This window comes from Caminicella sporogenes DSM 14501 (assembly GCF_900142285.1).
Classification (GTDB): domain Bacteria; phylum Bacillota; class Clostridia; order Peptostreptococcales; family Caminicellaceae; genus Caminicella; species Caminicella sporogenes.
On sequence record NZ_FRAJ01000011.1, the window covers coordinates 94,627 to 112,021 of the forward strand.

Here is a 17,395-nt window from a genome sequence, read left to right on the forward strand (position 1 = left end):
GTTTACCACCTAGATTTTTTTCTTTATTTCTTTTTCAATAGAACCTAAGTTGATAATTTTCGTTTTGACATTTATATTGAATTTTATTTCTGGATAGTTTTTTTCCCAATCAATTGATTCATAAATTTTCGGATGCTGAGCTTTAAAATATTTAGCAAAAGAAAAAATATCGCATTTAAAATCTTTTTGAGACATTTCAATAACTTCTTTTATTTCATTTTTTACTTTTTTGGAAATTTCTTTTTCCAATGTTTGAGCATATTTTTTTGAAAAATCTTGGATATAGTATCTATATCTTAATTCAGCTATTAAATTTAAATCTACATCTATGACTATTTGTTTATTTTCTTTAGAATAATTTGTTTTGAATTTTCTCTTTTTTATCTTAACTTTAAAAGAAAATTTATTGTTTTTATGTTCATCTGGAGATACAATTGATTCTACAAAAGTAGGATATTTAGATAAAAGATATAAAACTCCATCAGTTTTTTCAATAGATATTACACCTATAAATTTAGCATTTTTAAAGACTGCAAGTCCAAGATATTCGATAGTATTTTTATTTACACCAATGTATGGAAGTAGAAAACCTATTTTTCCAAAGGCTATATTTGAAAGTACTTCACCGACATTTGGATATAGCGCCATTCCATTTTTCTTCAAATGATAAATGATGTCTTCGATTAAGAAGCCTACGGAAATATCTTTAATAATTTTTAATTTATATAAATCTTTAGGTGCATCATGACTGACAACAGGTAGAAGCGTTTTTCTGTAATCGTATATATTATCTATTCTGTTTAGATATGGTTCTATTCCTTCTTTTGCAAGGTTTTTGCTGAATATAACAACTCTAGTAGCTCCTAAAAATAGAGGAAAGGGTATGGCTCGATTAAGGTAAAGTCTTGCTTCTTCAAAGTCTTTGCCTTTTGAAGAAGTTATGTATACATTTGTTGTTTGAGTTTTATCTTCTTTTCCACTTGCTAGTAGGGAAGTTAGACTAGCTATTTCAGTTATAAATTCTATTTTATTTTCAATTTTATCTACTCCTATGGACAATAATATGCTTCTTCGACTTATATCTTCAAAATCCCAGCAACCTGTTAATAATATTGAAAAGATTATTAATAAAATAATAGATTTATATTTTTTGAGCATTTTTTTTCACCTTTGTAATTATAAGTAATATTGTTGGAATTACAGCAGATACAATAATACCTAAAACAGATAAATCTTCAAATATTAGTTCAACTTGTTCTCTTGTTGAAGGTATTTGAACGGAAATATAAACTATTGCCATTGAAATAAATGCAAGTTTGTTAAAGCTTATTTTTTTAAAACATTTACTGAGAAAAAATACAAATCCGTAAGAGAAAACTGATATAGTACAGAAAATAGCCATTATCCAACTTATCAGGAAAGTACCGTCAAGTCTTCTAAAAAATTGAAGAAATTCTATATCTATTCTTCTTATAGTTGCAAGTAAAGCGTCTTTATATCGAATAATTCCTTCTACTGACATGACAGATATGCAGGATTCAAATATCAATATATATAGAAGACCGATAAATAAAATCATAAAAATAGAATATTTTAAAACTGTTTTTTTGTTTTTAGGATGTAGTGGTACTATAACGAGAATTTCAATACCTAGAAAAGAAAGTGTTATTTTTGATGTAGATTTAATGTAATCTATCATTTTATTTGTTTCTATAAAAGGTTTTAAGTTTATTAATTCTCCTTTTCCAAGCATAAAAAATTGAATTAAAAGTATGAGTAAAATAGTTATTACACCGTATAACACACAAATTCTTCCTATGACTTTAAGTCCTTTAACTAAAATGTAGTATAAAGTTAGAACAAAAAGTAAGCTAGTTGCTAAAATAGGAGTTCTAGGTAGAATAGCCAATTTTATTTCTTCGCAAGTTATTCTGATTTCGGCAACTGTTACTGTGAAAAAGTAAACTATATAAATAAAAATTATGATTTTTCCTATAAATTTACCTGTTAATAGATAGCTGTACTCATATATTGTCTTATTTTCATGATGACAATTTAGGGTTATAATTATGTATACAAAAAACATAGCTATTAATGTCGAAAAAATTAAAGACAGCCATCCGCCTGTACCGGAATTTTCTGCAATTACTTTAGGAAGAACTAATATTCCATATCCTACTAGGGCTCCGAATATTAAAAATGCAATTTGTCTACTTGTAAGAGATTGATTCATATTTATCACATCCGTTTTATTTTAACTACCTACTATTATTCCTCTTATAAGACCTTCTTTATTTAAAATAATGCCTACATTATCTCCAATTTTTAAGTCTTTAAAGTCTAGGTTCATTTTTTTATCATTTCTTTGGAAAATTATTTTTATATCGTTACTAATTTTTAAATTGGATTCAGTGGAAGCAGAATTGTCATCTATATGCTGATAAATATTTAACTTTTTATTTTTTCTGTCAATTTTAAGTATTTCACCATATATAAATTTTTCTCCGTTAATATAATCTGCTTCTGGAAAATCTTCAATTGTAGAAATAGAAATAATATTTTTTTTATTATTCCAATATACTTTGAAGCCTAATTTTTCAGAAATAAATCTTAAAGGGACAAAAATTCTATTTTTATATATGAAAGGTTTTTCTGATAATTTAATATTTTTGTTATTTAGTTTAAAAGTTATGTTTTTAAAGAATACTTGTATTTCATCACATTTATCTACTGCAAAACTTGAAATCGAAGATATAATAAAGATTGAAATTAATAAATAAATTATCATTATTTTAAATTTGACTTTCATTATAAAACTATACCCCCTATATAAATTATTTTTATCTGGAGTATAGGCAAGATTTATAAAAAATATACAAAAAAAAAGATGACGAAAAAGTCACCTTAAAAAATTTCACTGAAAAATTAATTAAACACATTAAATCCTATAGTAAAAATAGATGAAGTTATAGATTGAAATAAATAAGTAGCTATTAAAACTATCAAACATGCTAAAAAGTTTTTTATTTTAGGCGAGACGACGACGGGCCTGTCACTAGACATATAAAAAAATCACACTCCTTAAAATAAGAATATTTTTTTATTAGTCTATTGGCAAATAGCCTAAATTTTATATTATAATTGATAGCAAAATTCTTTTATTATTAATTAAATTTTATCATATATGAAGTAGAAAAGAAAGTAGTGAAAATGTAAAATTAATAATTTTCAAAAAATAATTAATGAGCATTTTTGCAGTAAATTTTTTTTGATTCAAGATATGTTTTAATGTGTTTAATTTTATCAGAAGGAATAATTACTTCAATATATCCTCTATTTCCGTATATTTGTAATTTTAAAATGTTATTTTTTATCGTGAAATTTTCAATATCAAAATATGGATAAAAGCCAGAATGACTTCGTATGTCATCATTTATAGGTAAATCCATTCTTAAGTCTAAGCCTCTAATTAGTATTCCATCAGTCATAAAGTAAACTTTTGTATATTTATAGCTTATATATAAAAATAATTCAATTATTGTAATCCATATAGTAAAATTAAATATCAATAATGAAAATGAAAAATTATTAAAAGAGTTATTTTTTATAAGTGGAATAATAGACATGGCAATTAATTGGAAATAAAAAACCAATCTGTTGTATAGTTTAGATGGTGACAGTTTTAAAGAAAATAGGATTTTATCTTTTATATAGTATTTTGATGTTATAAAAATTCTTACTAAAGATTGTACAAGTGAAAAGATTATTACAAATGAAAAAAATAAAATATTTGAATATCTAATTTGTAAATAGGCTGTTTTATTTGTATATGTAAATGTTAAAATAAAAGGAAGTAAAATAATTACCGACATGAGAGCTATTGTAAAAATCATGACGCGTTTACTGTTGTTCATTTTATTCACTCCTAATTTTCAAATTAAATATATCAGTTAAATGATAATGTAATTATATTCAATTTTTAGGATTAAATCAAATTTGATAAAATGAAACAGAGGTGCTTATGATGTTTGATATAAAAGAGCAGATTAGAAAACTTCCTGATAAACCCGGTGTGTATTTGATGAAAGATGATAATGGGGAAATTATATATGTCGGAAAATCTAAATCGCTGAAAAATAGAGTCAGTTCTTATTTTAGAGCTGTAAAAAGTCATCCACCCAAAGTTCAAGCTATGGTAAAAAGTATAAGAGAATTTGAATATATAATTACAGATACGGAAGTTGAAGCTTTGATATTAGAAGCAAATTTGATAAAAAAACACAGACCGAAGTTTAATGTTCTTTTAAGAGATGATAAGAGTTATCCCTATATAAAAGTAACTGTTAATGAAAAATATCCAAGAGTTTTAATGACTAGAAAGATATTGAAAGATAAGGCAAAGTATTTTGGACCATATATAAATGTATTTGCTGTTAAACAGATGTTAGAAACTATAGAGCAAATGTATCCACTTAAAAAATGCAGTAAAAATTTAGAAAACAATAAAGATAGACCTTGTCTAAATTATCATATAAAAAAGTGTATAGGACCTTGTACCGGCAATGTTAATTATGATGAATATATGGAAATGATTAATGATATAATACTATTTTTAAGTGGAAAACAAGAAATTTTGATTGGGGAACTTGAAAAAAAGATGAATAATGCAGCTAGTCAATTGAATTTTGAAAAGGCTGCTAAATATAGAGATAAAATAAATGCATTAAAATTATTATCTGAAAAACAAAAAGTAGTATCTACATCTGATGGCGATCAAGATTATATATCTATGGCTAGAAGTAATGATAAAGTTTGTGTGATGATATTTTTTGTTAGAGGTGGTAAGCTGATTGGGAGGGAACATTATATACTTGAAGGAACAGAAGATATAGAGAGAGATGAAATTTTAAGCACATTTACTAAGCAGTTTTATTCGGGGACTTCTTTTATACCTAAAGAGATAATTATTGATGAAATGATAGTAGAAGACAAAGAAGTTATAGAAAAGTGGCTTTCACAAAAAAAGGGAAGTAAAGTAATCATAAAAGAACCTAAAAAAGGCGAAAAGAGAAAATTATTGGAATTGGTATATAAAAATGCAGAGGAATATTTAGCAAAATTTGAAGAAAAGATTAATAAGGAAAGAGAATTTTTACAAAAATCGTTACAAGAAATTAAGGAATTACTTAATTTAGATAAATTACCTAAGCGTATAGAAGCTTATGATATTTCTAATATGCATGGTGTATTTTCAGTCGGTTCAATGGTTGTCTTTGAAGATGGAAAGCCTGTAAATAGTGCTTATAGGAAATTTAAGATAAAGACAGTAGAAGGGCCAAATGATTATGGTAGTATTCAAGAAGTTTTATATAGAAGATTTAAAAAAGGTATTGAAGAATGTGAATTGCTTGAAAAACATGGGCTTAAAGTAGAAGAAGGGAAATTTTCAGTTTTGCCAGATATAATATTTATAGATGGAGGAAAAGGACAAGTAAATTCAGCAAAAGATGTTTTAAAAGCATTTGGGCTTAATATCCCAATAGCTGGTATGGTAAAAGATGACAAGCACAGGACAAAAGGATTGGTATATGAAAATAGAGAAGTTCTTTTGGATAAGAGAAGTTTTAGCTTTAAGTTAATTGCAAAGATTCAAGATGAGGTGCATAGATTTGCAATAACTTATCATAAAGTACTTAGAGATAAAGCAATGATACAGTCAGTTCTTGACAAGATACCGGGCATTGGTAAAAAGAGAAAGACTGAACTGCTCAAGCATTTTGGCTTAATAGAAAATATTAAAAATGCTTCTGTTGAAGATTTAGAAGCTGTTAAAGGTATGAATAAAAAAGTTGCAGAAAATGTATATAACTTTTTTAATAGTAAGAAGCAATGAGTTTGATTAAAAGATAGAATTTATGTTTTATAAATTATGTACTTTTATAAAAACAATCTAATTAGGAGAGAGTTATAACAAATATATTTTATACAGAGGTGATATTTTATGCAGAAGATAGCTATTAATAAGTTTGTAAAAGATTTAAATTTAGAAGTCATTAATGAATGGAAGGGAGTAGATATATCCATAACTACGAGTGAAGTTAATAGACCGGGATTATTATTGGCAGGATATTATGAGCATTTTGCATATGAAAGAGTACAAATTATAGGGAGAGTAGAATGGAGTTATTTTAATAAACTTTCAGGAGAAGAAAGAAAAAGTAGAGCTAGAAAACTTATGGAATATGATATTCCATGTCTTATAATTTCTAGAGGTATGAAAGTTTTTGATGAATTTCTTGAAGAAGCTAAAAATTTTAATAGACCTATATTTAGAACAAATTTATCTACAACAAAGTTTATTAGTAAATTGATAAATTATTTAGAAGATAGGCTTGCTCCAACTACAACACTTCATGGAGTTTTAGTTGAAGTTAACGGTATAGGGGTTTTAATACTTGGACAAAGTGGTATAGGCAAATCAGAAACAGCTCTTGAACTTGTAAAAAGGGGACATAGATTAGTTGCAGATGATGCAGTAAAAATAAAGAAAATTGATGAGAATAAATTAGTAGGAACTGCACCGGAAATTATCAAATATTTTTTAGAAATAAGAGGAATAGGCATAATGGATATAGCAAAATTATATGGTATGGGTGCTGTAAGAGATAGTAAAGTAATAGATATGGTGGTTCAATTAGAATCATATAGTAGTGATAGCTCTTATGACAGATTGGGATTGGAAGAAAATTTTATGGAAATATTAGGTGTAAATATATCACGAATTTCTATACCGGTAAGACCCGGAAGAAATTTAGCAGTAATAATTGAAGCAGCTGCAAGAAATCACCGTCAAAAAGAAATGGGATATAATGCAGCAGAAGAGTTGAACATGAGATTTTTAAGCCTTAATTATTCAGATGGAGAATAATTATTAGTTAGATTTAAATATTTCTCAAAATTATAAATCGTATAAATTCTTTAAAAATGTGAACTTAGTGTACACAAAACTGCAAATAAATGTTATAATTATGTTGTTATGTTATGATATGTGCTTTGATTGAAAATGTTTTCCTAATATTTGACAACGTTTTCAATTTGTATTAATTTATCTAACTTTGTCGATAAATGTAGAAAAAACTAAGAATTATAAAATTTGAATATTGCGAAAATTAACCAAAGTATAGACAAAGCAGTCATATAAATATACTATTATCATATAGCTATATTGTTATGTTAAAACAAATATCATTATTTTAAAGTATTGCCAGTTGAGGAAATTGCATACTGTATAAATTTTACACTGAATATGCATAAATATTTTAAACGGAATTATATACAGTTTTAAGTATAAATATTAATCGTGCAATTTCCTTAATTAATTTTAATTTTTATTTTTAAGAAAAGGGGAGGTACTATGGCAAAAAACATTTTAACTAAGGAGAATTTTGAGAAACTGAATCAAGTAATTGAAAAGTACAAAGGCACTAAAGGAGCATTAATGCCTGTACTTCACGAAGCACAAAAAATATTTGGAGCACTAACAATAGAAGTGCAAAAAGTTATATCAAAAGAACTTAATGTGCCATTGGCTGAAATTTATGGTGTAGCGACATTTTATTCGCAGTTTTCACTTGAACCAAAGGGAGATTATGTTATAGGTGTATGTTTAGGAACTGCATGTTATGTTAAAGGAGCACAAGCAATAATCGACAGAATTTGCAAAGAATTAAATATTGAAGTTGGTGGAACTTCTCCAGACGGTAAATTTACATTACAAGCAACAAGATGTATAGGAGCTTGTGGACTTGCACCTGTTATAACAATAAATGAAGATGTTTACGGAAAATTAGTTGAATCAGATATACCAGACATTTTGAAGAAGTATTAAGTTAGAAAATTTTAAAGGTCTAAAAAATTTTAAAAATGTTAATCTGTTATTTAACAAACGATACAAGATATAAATGATAATTTCGTTTCTGGACTTTTTTGTAAATTATAGGTATTGACTAATTTTGGGAAGTAAACCATTTAATAAGGGGGTAAATATATGAAATCTTTAGAGGAGTTGGCAAAAATAAGAGAAGAAGCTCTTAAAAAAGTTGATATAAGAAAAGAAAGAAAAGGTACTAGAATAGTTGTAGGTATGGCAACATGTGGAATTTCTGCGGGAGCAAGACCTGTACTTACAGCATTGATGGAAGAAGTTCAAAAGAGAAATTTACAAGATGTTGAAGTAACTCAAACTGGATGTATCGGAGTATGTAAACTTGAACCAATTGTAGAGGTTTACAAAGAAGGAGAAGAAAAAGTAACTTATGTAGCTATGACACCTGAAAAAGCTAGAAGAGTAATAGCGGAACATATTGTGAACGGTAAGGTTGTAAATGAATATACAATAGGGGCGTATGAAAAATAAAATTTTTACAAAACAGTTTTAAATTTGTGGATGAATTCCCAAAGATTAAAAGGAGGTAAAATAATGGAATTTTATAGATCACATGTACTTGTATGTGGTGGTACAGGATGTACTTCTTCAGGCTCAATGACTATACTAGAGAAATTTGAACAAGAACTAGAGAAACATGGACTTACTAAGGAAGTAAAATTGGTAAAAACAGGATGTTTTGGTTTATGTGAAGCGGGTCCTATAGTAATAGTATATCCAGAAGGAGCTTTTTATAGTCGAATTAAATTAGAGGATGTTGAAAGAATAACAGAAGAACATTTATTAAAGGGAAGAATAGTTAAAGATTTATTGCACAAAGAAGCAGTAGATGAAGATAAGATAAAATCAATAAATGAAGTAGGATTTTATAAAAAGCAAAAGAGAATAGCACTCAGAAACTGTGGTGTAATCAATCCTGAAAATATAGAAGAATATATTGCAATGGATGGATACAGAGCTCTTGGTAAAGTTTTAACAGAAATGAAACCAGAAGAAGTTATTGAAGTAATTAAGAAATCTGGACTTCGTGGTCGTGGCGGTGGAGGATTCCCAACAGGATTAAAGTGGGAATTTACTGCTAAAGCTACGGGTGATCAAAAATATGTTGCATGTAATGCAGATGAAGGCGACCCAGGTGCATTTATGGATAGAAGTATACTTGAAGGAGACCCTCATGTAATAGTAGAAGCAATGGCTATAGCAGGTTATGCAGTAGGAGCAAATCAAGGTTATGTATATATAAGAGCTGAGTATCCAATTGCAGTTAAAAGACTTCAAATAGCAATAGATCAAGCTAGAGAGTACGGATTATTAGGAAAAGACATATTTGGTTCAGGATTTGATTTTGACCTTGAAATAAGACTTGGAGCAGGAGCATTTGTATGTGGTGAAGAAACTGCACTTTTACAGTCTATAGAAGGTAAAAGAGGTATGCCAAGACCAAGACCACCATTCCCAGCGATAAAAGGTTTATGGGATAAGCCAACTCTTCTTAACAATGTTGAAACTTATGCAAATGTTCCACAAATTATATTAAATGGACCAGAATGGTTTGCAAGTATAGGAACTGAAAAATCTAAAGGAACTAAAGTATTTGCTTTAGGTGGAAAGATAAACAATACAGGACTTCTTGAAATACCAATGGGTACTACTTTAAGAGAAGTTATATTTGAGATTGGTGGAGGTATTCCAAACGGTAAGAAATTTAAGGCAGTACAAACAGGTGGACCATCAGGTGGCTGTTTGAAAGAAGAACACTTAGATACGCCAATTGATTATGATAACTTAATAGCACTAGGTTCAATGATGGGTTCTGGCGGTATGATTGTAATGGACGAAGATAACTGTATGGTTGACATAGCTAGATTTTTCTTAGACTTTACAGTAGATGAATCATGTGGTAAGTGTACACCATGTAGAGAAGGTACTAAGAGAATGTTGGAAATACTTGAAAAAATAACATCAGGTAAAGGAGAACCAGAAGATTTAGAGAGATTAGAAAACCTTGCTAATACAATTAAGTCAGCATCATTATGTGGACTTGGACAAACAGCTCCAAACCCAGTATTATCAACATTAAAGTACTTTAGGCATGAATATGAAGCACATGTATATGATAAAAAGTGTCCAGCAGGTGTTTGTAAGGCATTAACTTCATATATTATTACTGATGCATGTAAGGGATGTACACTTTGTGCTAAAGCATGTCCAGTAAATGCGATAAGTGGAGAAGTTAAGAAAGTACATGAAATTGATCAAGATAAGTGTATTAAGTGCGGTGCTTGTTTAGAAAAATGTCCATTTGGTGCTATAATCAAGAAATAGTCGGATATTTCATATAAAGGAGAGGTGAAAAATGGAGAAAGTTAAATTAACTATAAATGGTATAGAAGTTGAAGTTCCAAGTAATTATACTGTGCTTGAAGCAGCTAAAGAAGTGGGAATAGATATACCAACTCTTTGTTATCTTAAAGGTATTAATGAAGTGGGAGCTTGTAGAGTTTGTTTAGTTGAAGTTGAAGGTGCGAGAAGTCTTCAAGCTTCATGTGTATTGCCTGTAAGAGATGGTATGGTTGTTAAAACTAATACTAAAAAAGTTAGAAATGCTGTAAAGACTACTGTTGAATTAATTCTTGCAAATCATAATAGAGAATGTCTAACTTGTTTTAGAAATGGAAGTTGTGAACTGCAAAAATTGGCAGAAGAATTAGGTATAGATGAAATAAGTTTTGAAGGTGCTAAAAGAGAAGCTACTATAGATGAATTTTCACATTCTATAGTTAGAGATTCTAGTAAATGTATTCTTTGTGGTAGATGTGTTAGTGTGTGTAAAAATGTTCAAGGAATTGGAATTCTTGATTTTACAAATAGAGGATTTAAAACAGAAGTTGCTCCAGCGTTTGGTAAAAGCATGGCTGATGCACCATGTATTTACTGTGGTCAGTGTATAAATGCATGTCCGGTTGCAGCATTGAGAGAAAAATCTGAAATGGAAAAAGTATGGGATGCATTAGAAAATCCTGAATTGCATGTTGTTGTACAAACTGCACCGGCAGTTAGAGCTGCACTAGGTGAAGAATTTGGATTGCCAATAGGTACTAGAGTAACAGGAAAAATGGTTGCTGCTTTAAGAAGATTAGGATTTGACAAAGTATTTGATACTAACTTTGCTGCAGACCTTACTATTATGGAAGAAGGTCATGAATTACTTGATAGAATACAAAATGGCGGCAAGCTGCCTATGATTACTTCATGTTCACCAGGTTGGATTAGATTCTGTGAATTCTATTACCCAGAACTTATTGATAATTTATCAACTTGTAAATCACCACATCAAATGATGGGTGCTGTATTAAAATCTTATTATGCACAGCTTAATAATTTAGACCCAGAAAAGATATTTGTTGTTTCTATAATGCCATGTTCTTCTAAGAAAACTGAGAAGGAAAGAGAAGAATTACGAGTTAATGGATTAAAAGATGTAGATGCAGTTCTTACAACTAGAGAGCTTGCTAAAATGATAAAACAAGCTAGAATAAAATTCTTAGAGTTGCCAGATGAAGATTTTGATGAATTATTTGGAGAATATACTGGAGCAGGTGTAATATTTGGAGCTACTGGTGGAGTTATGGAAGCAGCACTTAGAACTGTAGCTGATGTATTAGCTGGAGAAGATTTAAAAGAAATTGAATACACTGCAGTTAGAGGTATAGAAGGCATTAAAGAAGCAAAGGTTAATATAGCTGATAAGACTATAAAAGTAGCTGTAGTTCACGGTACTGCAAATGCAGCTAAACTTTTGGATAAAGTTAGAGCTGGAGAAACAGATTATCATTTCATAGAAGTTATGGGATGTAGTGGTGGTTGTGTAAATGGTGGAGGACAGCCACATGTTGATGCTAAGACGAGAATGGAAATAGATGTGAGAGTTGAAAGAGCTAAGGCTTTATATGAAGAAGATGAATTAAGAACTTATAGAAAATCTCATCAAAATCCAATGATTAAGAAAATTTACGATGAATTTTTAGGTAAGCCAAATAGTCATAAAGCACATGAATTACTACACACTCATTATCATGCTAGAGAAATATATCCAACACAATCTAATTGTTGTTGCTCATCAAGTGAAGAAGTAGCATGTTCATGCTGTGAATAATAAAAAGTAAACTGTATTTCTGACTAATGGATTTTATTCATTAGGAGGAAAAGAAAAAAATTTATATACTGATTGCGAGGAATTATTCTGAGCAAAAGGTAGAAAAAGTACAATTATTGGGCTGATAACTTTAAGTTAAATATAATATATTTATTATATTTGCAGTTGTTAATTAAAACTTCCCAAAGATATTACTTTTCTATCTTTTGGGAAGTTTTTTTATATAAAAATAAAGTATTTAATCAAGGTAAAATTAGGCAGGGGAAGGATTAGTTAGGAGTTAAGAATTAAGAGTTAAGAGTTACAAATTTCTTTAAGACCTTGAAGGATTGACCTAAAGACTTGGAACTTGCAACATGGAACATGCAACTTGGAACTAATATATGGGAGGAGTGTCTATGGATAAAAGAATTGGGGTAGTGGCAATATTAGTTGAAGATTTAGAAAGTGTTGAAGAAGTCAATTCTATACTTTCTAAATTTTCAGAAATTATAATAGGAAGAATGGGAGTGCCTTATAAGGAAAAAAATGTAAATGTGATTTCAGTAATAGTTGATGGTACTACAGATAATATAGGAGCTATGACTGGAAAGCTTGGAAGATTAAGTGGGGTAACAGTAAAGAGTGCGTTGACAAAGAAGTAAAATCATTAAAAATAGATGATATAAAAATTGGAGGTATTTTAAATTGGATACTACAAAAATTATCAATGAAAATTATATTGAAGAGATTTTAAAAAGTGCTAAAAATTATACAAAAGAAGAAGTAATAGATATTATTGAAAAGTCTAAAGATTGTTTTGGTATTACTTTTGAAGAGGCAGCTGTTTTACTTCAAGTAAAAGAAGATGAATTATTGGATAAAATGTTTGAAGCAGCTAGGTTTATTAAAAATAAAATTTATGGCAATAGAATAGTAGTATTTGCTCCTCTTTATACGAGTAATGAATGTACAAATAACTGTCTTTATTGTGGATTTAGAGCAGCAAATAAGGAGCTTCATAGAAGGACATTATCTGTTGAAGAAGTAATAAATGAAGCAAGGGCTATTCAAAATCAAGGACATAAGAGAATATTATTAGTGTGTGGTGAAGATGAGAAAAAGACAAATATAAATCATATTGTTCAGTCAGTTGAAGCGATTTATGATAATTGTGATATTAGAAGAATAAATGTAAATGCTGCACCAATGACAGTAGAAGATTTTAAAAAGTTAAAAGCTGCTCAAATAGGTACTTATCAAATATTCCAAGAAACATATCATAGAGAAACATATAAGAAAATGCATCCATTGGGTTTGAAATCAGATTATGATTGGAGATTAACAGCTTTAGAAAGAGCTTTTGAAGCAGGAATAGATGATTTGGGAATAGGTGTTTTGCTTGGACTTTATGATTATAAATTTGATGTACTGGCTACACTAATTCATTCTGATTATTTAGATAATAAATATAATGTCGGTCCTCATACTATATCTATTCCAAGATTAAGACCTGCTCACAATTCTGCACTTAAAGAAGTACCTTATCCAGTATCAGATATGGATTTGAAAAAAATCGTTGCAGTTTACAGAATGGCAGTTCCATATACGGGGATAATTTTATCGACTAGAGAAAATAAAGATTTAAGAGATGAACTTTTAGAACTTGGAGTTTCTCAAATATCTGCTGGTTCAAAAACGAATCCGGGTGGATATGAAGAAGAAGATTGTGAAGCTACACAATTTGAAACGAGTGATGAAAGAGATGTAGATCAAGTGCTTAGTGCTGTTATAAAACAAGGACATCTTCCAAGTTTTTGTACAGCTTGCTATCGTGCTAAAAGGACTGGAGAAGCATTTATGGAACTTGCTAAAGATGCACATATACATGAATTTTGTCAGCCAAATGCAATACTGACTTTTAAAGAATATCTTTTAGATTATGCAAGTAAAGAAACTAGAGAAGCAGGAGAGAAGATGATAGAGAGAGAACTTGAAAAAATATTAGATGGAAAAGTAAAAGTAGAAACTATTAAAAGACTTGAGAGAATAGAAAAAGGAGAAAGAGATTTGTATTTTTAAATAAAACTTAAAAGGTAAAGCTAAATTTTTTATAAATGTATCGAATAATACATTAAAGTAGGAGGAAAAAAGATATGCAGCAAACACCGAGGAGTAACAGACTTCACATAGCTATTTTTGGGAGAAGAAATGCAGGTAAGTCTAGTCTTATAAACGCTATAACAAATCAAGATATTGCATTAGTTTCAAATGTTGCAGGAACAACAACAGACCCCGTTTATAAAGCTATGGAAATTCTTCCAATAGGACCAGTTACAATAATAGATACTGCAGGAATTGATGATGAAGGAGAATTGGGTGAGTTAAGGATTAAAAAGACTTATCAAGTACTTAATAAAACAGAACTTGCTATAATAGTTGTAAATATGAAAAATGGTGTTACAGATTTTGATGAAGATATAATAAAGAGAGTAAAAGAAAAGAAAATTCCTCTGATAGGTGTAGTTAATAAAATAGATGTTTACAAAGCTGATGATGAAATAATAGATAGATGGAGTAAAAAATACAGTATTCCTTTTGTTAAGGTAAGTGCAGTAAACAAGATAGGTATAGAAAAATTGAAAGAAACTATTATAAGAGAAGCAGATTTAAGAAAGCATGAAAAAGTAATTATAGGAGATTTAATAAAGCCAAATGATTTTGTAGTATTAGTTACACCTATAGATAAAGCAGCACCAAAAGGAAGAATGATTTTGCCGCAACAGCAGACGATAAGAGATGTAATTGATCATGGTGCTATTGCAGTTGTAACTAGAGAAACAGAATTAACTGAAACATTAAAGGGTTTAGGAAAAAAACCTCGTATAGTTGTAACAGATTCACAGGCATTTGAGAGAGTGGACAAAGATACACCAATAGATATTCCATTAACTTCATTTTCAATATTGTTTGCTAGATATAAAGGTGATTTAAAGACTTTAGTAGAAGGATTGACAAAAATTAGAGAGCTTAAATCGGGAGATAGAGTTTTAATTTGTGAGGGATGTACTCATCATAGACAAGAAGGAGATATAGGAAGGGATAAAATACCTAAATGGCTTGAAAATATGGTAGGTGGAAAACTTGAATTTGAGTGGACTTCAGGTACAGCTTATCCTGAACCTCAGAAAATGAAAGAATTTGATTTGATTGTTCACTGTGGAGGCTGTATGCTTAATCCAAAGGAAATGGAATTTAGAATAAATCAAGCTAAAGAAAATGGAATGCCGATAATTAATTATGGAGTTTTAATTGGTTATGTAACAGGAGTATTAGAAAGAGCATTAAGTCCTTTTCCACAAATAAAATCAATACTCTTAAAAAATAAAAAGTAAAATGTACCCTATAGAGAAGATTTTTTCTTATCTATAGGGTACATTTTAACTTATTTTTGTAGAGGTTTTTAGTTTTAGATTTACAAAAACATTAAACCGAGTGCTATTATAATTCCTGAATATATTAAATCTATTACACAAAAGCCCATTATATCTCTAGCACCAAGACCCGCTATACCAAGTGCTGGTAGAGCCCAAAATGGTTGTATCATATTAGTCCAAGCATCTCCCCAAGCAATTGCCATTGCTGTTTTAGCAGCTGGAACTCCCAATTGAGCTCCTGCAGGCATCATAATAGGAGCTTGAACAGCCCATTGACCACCACCAGATGGTACAAAGAAGTTTACAATACCTGCACTTAAAAAAGTGAATAATGGAAAAGTTGTTTGGTTGGAGATATTTACAAATGCATTTGAAATTACTGCTGCAAGAGATGGACTTCCTGCACTTGTGCCTGTCATCATTCCCATTATTCCAGCATAAAATGGAAACTGAAGTATAATTCCTGCAGTTCCTTTGGCAGCATTAGTAACTGCATTAAGAAATCTTCTAGGTGTTCCGTGAAGTATAATTCCTGTGAATAAGAATATGAAGTTTACAATATTTAAATTTAATTTAAATCCGTTTTTAGAAAAATAATAAAATATAAAGATTAATCCCATGAAACCTATTGCCATAGAGAGAATAGGACTATTTTCCATTTTATCTGCTGGAGTTAATTCTTTTGTTATAGCAGTTTCTGTTTCATCTTCTAATAATTTAGGGTCTATGGTTATTACTTTATCTGGTTCAGGATGCATAGCTCTGTTGATTAGAGGTAGTGTAAGAATAATAACAGCTGAAATTATTAAATTGAATGATGAAAAAATTGTTTGACTTGTAGATATAGGTTCTGTAATAACTCCAGAAGTTGCAGTTGCTAAATCTGCACTTGCAGTAGCTAGTTTTAAAGGTATTGAACCAGAAATACCTGCATGCCATACTAGGAAACCTGAATAAGCAGCACCAATTAATAATCTGTAATCTACGCCTTTTACTTGTTTAGCTAATTGTCTTGCATATAAAGCTCCTATGACAAGACCAAAACCCCAGTTAATCCAGCATGCTATTGCAGAAATTAGTGATACAGCAAATATAGCTTGAGTTGGAGTTTTACTCATACTTGCTAATTTTTTCAAACCTTTTTTTACTATTGGAGCATTAGCTAAAGTGTGTCCAGTAACTAAAACTAAAGCCATTTGCATTGAAAAAGCTAAAAGTTTCCAAAAGCCATTACTCCAATGTAGTATCATGGCCATTGGAGTTTGACCTGTAAGAAAAATACCTAAAATAAGTACTATAAAAGTTAATATTACAGCAAATAAAAATGGGTCAGGTAAGTATTTTTGTACTAGTGTAACGCATCCATTAGTAAATTTTTTAAACATATCAATCCCTCCTATTATGTTAATATAAACAGGTACTGTATATGAAGATAAAGACAGTACCTGTTTATATACTTTCTAATCTATACTTGCATGTGTTTTAAATCTTCTGGAATTATTAATTTAGCTTCTGTTGCTGCTTGAACCTCATCAGTAGTAAATTCAGGATTTATTTCCTTTAATACTAATCCTTTATCTGTAACTTCCATAACTCCCATTTCAGTTATTATGAGATTAACTTGACCTTTAGCTGTAAGTGGTAGATTACATTCTTTTAGTATTTTTACATTTCCCTTTGATGTATGTGTCATGGCTATTATAACTTTTTTAGCTCCTACTACTAAATCCATAGCTCCTCCCATTCCGGGAACTTTTTTACCTGGTATCATCCAATTTGCAAGATTTCCTTTTTCATCTACTTGAAGTGCTCCTAGCACAGTAACATCTACATGTCCTCCTCTTATTATTGCAAATGATGTTGCACTGTCAAAAAATG

The 17,395-nt window shown here is 29.6% G+C and carries 15 protein-coding genes; 9 read left to right on the forward strand and 6 right to left on the reverse strand.

All coding sequences use genetic code 11. The features are described 5' to 3' along the window. Window positions 1–9: 9 nt before the first annotated feature. The 4 genes from BUA90_RS07600 to BUA90_RS07615 form a co-directional block, all read right to left on the reverse strand. A complete protein-coding gene (locus tag BUA90_RS07600; RefSeq protein WP_072967241.1) occupies window positions 10–1,158 on the reverse strand; it encodes a Ger(x)C family spore germination protein in 1,149 nt (382 codons plus the stop codon). Then, entirely contained in the window at window positions 1,142–2,233 is a 1,092-nt protein-coding gene (locus tag BUA90_RS07605; protein WP_072967243.1) for a GerAB/ArcD/ProY family transporter, read from the reverse strand. Before BUA90_RS07605 ends, BUA90_RS07600 begins: the two co-directional genes overlap by 17 nt. A gap of 21 nt (window positions 2,234–2,254) precedes the next feature. Continuing rightward, window positions 2,255–2,809, reverse strand: a complete 555-nt coding sequence (locus tag BUA90_RS07610) for a copper amine oxidase N-terminal domain-containing protein (RefSeq protein WP_072967245.1) — start codon at window positions 2,807–2,809, stop codon at window positions 2,255–2,257. A 430-nt stretch (window positions 2,810–3,239) separates the two neighbouring features. Then, complete coding sequence (locus BUA90_RS07615) at window positions 3,240–3,914, reverse strand: hypothetical protein (RefSeq protein WP_120240110.1); 675 nt, start codon at window positions 3,912–3,914, stop codon at window positions 3,240–3,242. 110 nt (window positions 3,915–4,024) lie between these two features. Between BUA90_RS07615 and uvrC the strand changes: the two genes are divergently transcribed. The 9 genes from uvrC to hydF all read left to right on the forward strand — a co-directional run bounded on the left by uvrC (window position 4,025) and on the right by hydF (window position 15,475). Next, window positions 4,025–5,893, forward strand: coding sequence for an excinuclease ABC subunit UvrC (gene uvrC / locus BUA90_RS07620; RefSeq protein WP_072967249.1), 1,869 nt, complete (start codon window positions 4,025–4,027; stop codon window positions 5,891–5,893). Between the two features lie 108 nt (window positions 5,894–6,001). Then, a complete protein-coding gene (gene hprK, locus BUA90_RS07625) occupies window positions 6,002–6,928 on the forward strand; it encodes an HPr(Ser) kinase/phosphatase (protein ID WP_072967251.1) in 927 nt (308 codons plus the stop codon). Between the two features lie 486 nt (window positions 6,929–7,414). Continuing rightward, the gene (gene nuoE / locus BUA90_RS07630) at window positions 7,415–7,888 is read left to right on the forward strand and encodes an NADH-quinone oxidoreductase subunit NuoE (RefSeq protein ID WP_072967253.1); all 474 of its coding nucleotides are present in this window, start codon (window positions 7,415–7,417) and stop codon (window positions 7,886–7,888) included. Window positions 7,889–8,047: 159 nt separating this feature from the next. Further along, a complete protein-coding gene (locus BUA90_RS07635) occupies window positions 8,048–8,416 on the forward strand; it encodes a (2Fe-2S) ferredoxin domain-containing protein (protein WP_072967255.1) in 369 nt (122 codons plus the stop codon). A 63-nt stretch (window positions 8,417–8,479) separates the two neighbouring features. Further along, window positions 8,480–10,270 (forward strand): NADH-quinone oxidoreductase subunit NuoF, encoded by a 1,791-nt coding sequence (gene nuoF / locus BUA90_RS07640; protein ID WP_072967257.1) that lies wholly within the window; start codon window positions 8,480–8,482, stop codon window positions 10,268–10,270. A gap of 31 nt (window positions 10,271–10,301) precedes the next feature. Continuing rightward, window positions 10,302–12,101, forward strand: a complete 1,800-nt coding sequence (locus BUA90_RS07645) for an NADH-dependent [FeFe] hydrogenase, group A6 (protein ID WP_072967259.1) — start codon at window positions 10,302–10,304, stop codon at window positions 12,099–12,101. A gap of 398 nt (window positions 12,102–12,499) precedes the next feature. Further along, window positions 12,500–12,745, forward strand: coding sequence for a TM1266 family iron-only hydrogenase system putative regulator (locus BUA90_RS07650; protein ID WP_072967260.1), 246 nt, complete (start codon window positions 12,500–12,502; stop codon window positions 12,743–12,745). A 43-nt stretch (window positions 12,746–12,788) separates the two neighbouring features. Next, window positions 12,789–14,162, forward strand: a complete 1,374-nt coding sequence (gene hydG, locus BUA90_RS07655; protein WP_072967262.1) for a [FeFe] hydrogenase H-cluster radical SAM maturase HydG — start codon at window positions 12,789–12,791, stop codon at window positions 14,160–14,162. Window positions 14,163–14,236: 74 nt separating this feature from the next. Next, window positions 14,237–15,475 (forward strand): [FeFe] hydrogenase H-cluster maturation GTPase HydF, encoded by a 1,239-nt coding sequence (gene hydF / locus BUA90_RS07660; RefSeq protein WP_072967264.1) that lies wholly within the window; start codon window positions 14,237–14,239, stop codon window positions 15,473–15,475. An 80-nt stretch (window positions 15,476–15,555) separates the two neighbouring features. Here the strand turns inward: hydF and BUA90_RS07665 are convergent, their stop codons facing one another. Together BUA90_RS07665 and BUA90_RS07670 are read right to left on the reverse strand one after the other, a co-directional pair. After that, a complete protein-coding gene (locus BUA90_RS07665) occupies window positions 15,556–16,902 on the reverse strand; it encodes a TIGR00366 family protein (RefSeq protein WP_072967266.1) in 1,347 nt (448 codons plus the stop codon). Between the two features lie 80 nt (window positions 16,903–16,982). Next, window positions 16,983–17,395, reverse strand: a 413-nt coding sequence (locus BUA90_RS07670; protein WP_278302347.1) for a CoA-transferase, incomplete at its 5' end; no start/stop codon positions are given.

Bases quoted from the DNA above. Each gene is read 5' to 3' on its own strand.
- BUA90_RS07600 (WP_072967241.1), bottom strand. From the start codon at position 1,158: ATGCTCAAAAAATATAAATCTATTATTTTATTAATAATCTTTTCAATA.
- BUA90_RS07605 (WP_072967243.1), bottom strand. From the start codon at position 2,233: ATGAATCAATCTCTTACAAGTAGACAAATTGCATTTTTAATATTCGGA.
- BUA90_RS07610 (WP_072967245.1), bottom strand. From the start codon at position 2,809: ATGAAAGTCAAATTTAAAATAATGATAATTTATTTATTAATTTCAATC.
- BUA90_RS07615 (WP_120240110.1), bottom strand. From the start codon at position 3,914: ATGAACAACAGTAAACGCGTCATGATTTTTACAATAGCTCTCATGTCG.
- uvrC (WP_072967249.1), top strand. From the start codon at position 4,025: ATGTTTGATATAAAAGAGCAGATTAGAAAACTTCCTGATAAACCCGGT.
- hprK (WP_072967251.1), top strand. From the start codon at position 6,002: ATGCAGAAGATAGCTATTAATAAGTTTGTAAAAGATTTAAATTTAGAA.
- nuoE (WP_072967253.1), top strand. From the start codon at position 7,415: ATGGCAAAAAACATTTTAACTAAGGAGAATTTTGAGAAACTGAATCAA.
- BUA90_RS07635 (WP_072967255.1), top strand. From the start codon at position 8,048: ATGAAATCTTTAGAGGAGTTGGCAAAAATAAGAGAAGAAGCTCTTAAA.
- nuoF (WP_072967257.1), top strand. From the start codon at position 8,480: ATGGAATTTTATAGATCACATGTACTTGTATGTGGTGGTACAGGATGT.
- BUA90_RS07645 (WP_072967259.1), top strand. From the start codon at position 10,302: ATGGAGAAAGTTAAATTAACTATAAATGGTATAGAAGTTGAAGTTCCA.
- BUA90_RS07650 (WP_072967260.1), top strand. From the start codon at position 12,500: ATGGATAAAAGAATTGGGGTAGTGGCAATATTAGTTGAAGATTTAGAA.
- hydF (WP_072967264.1), top strand. From the start codon at position 14,237: ATGCAGCAAACACCGAGGAGTAACAGACTTCACATAGCTATTTTTGGG.
- BUA90_RS07665 (WP_072967266.1), bottom strand. From the start codon at position 16,902: ATGTTTAAAAAATTTACTAATGGATGCGTTACACTAGTACAAAAATAC.